Origin of the sequence: Bradyrhizobium sp. (genome assembly GCF_049691595.1) — a bacterium.
GTDB lineage: Bacteria > Pseudomonadota > Alphaproteobacteria > Rhizobiales > Xanthobacteraceae > Bradyrhizobium.
In genome coordinates, this window is sequence record NZ_JBAVNZ010000039.1 from 1 (window position 1) to 1809 (window position 1809).

General features: G+C 61.6%; 3 protein-coding genes. 1 reads left to right on the top strand and 2 read right to left on the bottom strand.

Annotated features, from left to right (window positions below; genetic code table 11):
• Positions 1 to 566: 566 nt before the first annotated feature.
• Positions 567 to 926 carry a hypothetical protein gene (locus tag WCE35_RS01705; protein WP_424591613.1) on the top strand — a complete coding sequence of 120 codons (360 nt, stop codon included), beginning with the start codon at positions 567 to 569 and terminating at the stop codon, positions 924 to 926.
• Positions 927 to 1039: 113 nt separating this feature from the next.
• On the opposite strand, the gene WCE35_RS01710 is transcribed toward WCE35_RS01705, so the two are convergent.
• Both WCE35_RS01710 and WCE35_RS01715 read right to left on the bottom strand, forming a co-directional pair.
• On the bottom strand, positions 1040 to 1447 hold the full coding sequence (locus WCE35_RS01710; protein WP_424591614.1) for a type II toxin-antitoxin system VapC family toxin: 408 nt from the start codon (positions 1445 to 1447) through the stop codon (positions 1040 to 1042).
• Positions 1447 to 1701 carry a type II toxin-antitoxin system VapB family antitoxin gene (locus tag WCE35_RS01715; protein ID WP_424591615.1) on the bottom strand — a complete coding sequence of 85 codons (255 nt, stop codon included), beginning with the start codon at positions 1699 to 1701 and terminating at the stop codon, positions 1447 to 1449. Before WCE35_RS01715 ends, WCE35_RS01710 begins: the two co-directional genes overlap by 1 nt.
• Between the last annotated feature and the right edge of the window lie 108 nt (positions 1702 to 1809).

Genomic DNA, 1809 nt, shown 5'->3' on the forward strand with positions numbered 1-1809 from the left:
GCTTGATGGCTGAAACGATCCGGTTGGATCGAGACCGCCACCGACAGCTTGGCACCAGCAACGGGTGTCGGGACCACACGGTTTTGCCGTACGCTTTGGCGCCGTTCGTCCTGCGCGCCGGTTGATCGCTCACGAGAGACTCGCCCTGCGACACCGTTTCGCGCCGACGCTGCCGCGTCCACCGCATCCCCTCCCGCGTTCGTGACGATCGCGATCCGCCCCTCTTGCCGGGTTGGGATAGGGCGAGCTGGTAGCGCTGATTTGCCCGACGGGTTAAGCGAAATATTGCCCGTCGGGTTGTTTTGCCGCAGCCATGGCGCCGTAATGCGTGATGAGATTGGATCGAATGGCGTCCACGATGGAGCTTTGCTCCCTCTCCCGCTTGCGGGGGAGGGTTGGGGTGGGGGTGCCGCCGCGATTCGCACTGTTTGTATGGAGGGAGTTTCCCCCACCCGCATCGCATCATTCGATGCGACCTCCCCCGCAAGCGAACCGGAGGCAGTTGCGCTGGACCGTGCAATCAGATTTGAATCGCGTCCCGACAGCCGGCCATCTATGGTGTGCTTATGTCGCGCCTCGTGTTTCTGTCGATTGCCATTGTCCTATCGCTGCTGCCGGTCGTCGCGCCGGCTGCGCCGGTTCATAACCGGCCGGCGCCACGCTGGCATGGCTACGGCTTCCTGCCGGGATATCATCAGCCACCGAATCACAGCCTTCCAGCTTACGCGCAGAGAGCTGCGGTTTCGCGCATGGCGCGTCACAACCGGCGCCCCTGGTATATCGATCCAATCCCACGTTATTACGGGTACGATGGTGACTGGCACTATTTCGGCCGGCCAGGTTTTTACGGTGGTCGCTACAATGGCGGCAGCTTCGGCCCTTGCTGGACGCGGACGCCGATCGGGCCGGTCTGGAATTGCGGCTGATCAAGCTATGACTTAAAGATCGCGCGCGTGTGCATCCGTTTGCCAGCAACGGATTACGGTGACAGTGCTGGACTGCACCCCGTAAGTGAGACACGGTAATTTCTGTGACAAGGTTATCCTGGAGGATGACCCATGACAGACAGAATGATGTCGGTTTTGGCAAAATCCTCCCCCTTGAACAGCAGCGGCTCCCCACGGGTCAGCGCCAGGGCATGGGAAAAGCAATCTCCGAAATTCAGCGCGGCCGGATGGCGCCCCTTGCCATATCGGCGCCAGGCGCGGCGCGCGGCGTCCATCTGTTCGGCATCGACAGGGACGACCTCCGCTCCAACCTTGTGCAGCCAAAGATCAAGCTCACGTCCACCCGCGTCGCCCAGTCGCGTTTCGAGCACAATCGCGGCTTCGAGCGCGGTCGCGGCGGAAATCAGCCGGACCGGATCATCTGCGATCCGTTGTTCGAATTCCGTGGCCTCAGGCTCGTTCAGCGCGATCGCCACGATGGCGGATGTGTCGATCACCATCAGCGAGGCAGCCCATGCTCGTCATATCCAAGAATGTCTTCGGACGTCCGGTCGTCCAGGACCGGCAAAGCGCTCCAACGCCGGCGGATATCAGCGAGATCCTCCAGCAGGGCGGCTTTTCGGGAATGGCCGCCAACCCGGCGCAGCCGCTCCTCGATGGCGCGTTTGGTCGCCGTCGTGATGCTTTCCCCGGTGAGTTGCGCGAGATTCCGTGCCAACCGCTCGGTTTCAGGGTCCTTGATGCTCAATGCCATGGGCGAGGTTCCTTGATTCCAAAAAAGGTACCTTATACCTGTTGGGTTTGCAAGGGTCGTCTGGCGGCAATGTCGTAGGCCCGTAGGGCGGGTTCCCTTTAACCCGCC

Bases quoted from the DNA above. Each gene is read 5' to 3' on its own strand.
- WCE35_RS01705 (WP_424591613.1), top strand. From the start codon at position 567: ATGTCGCGCCTCGTGTTTCTGTCGATTGCCATTGTCCTATCGCTGCTG.
- WCE35_RS01710 (WP_424591614.1), bottom strand. From the start codon at position 1,447: ATGGTGATCGACACATCCGCCATCGTGGCGATCGCGCTGAACGAGCCT.
- WCE35_RS01715 (WP_424591615.1), bottom strand. From the start codon at position 1,701: ATGGCATTGAGCATCAAGGACCCTGAAACCGAGCGGTTGGCACGGAAT.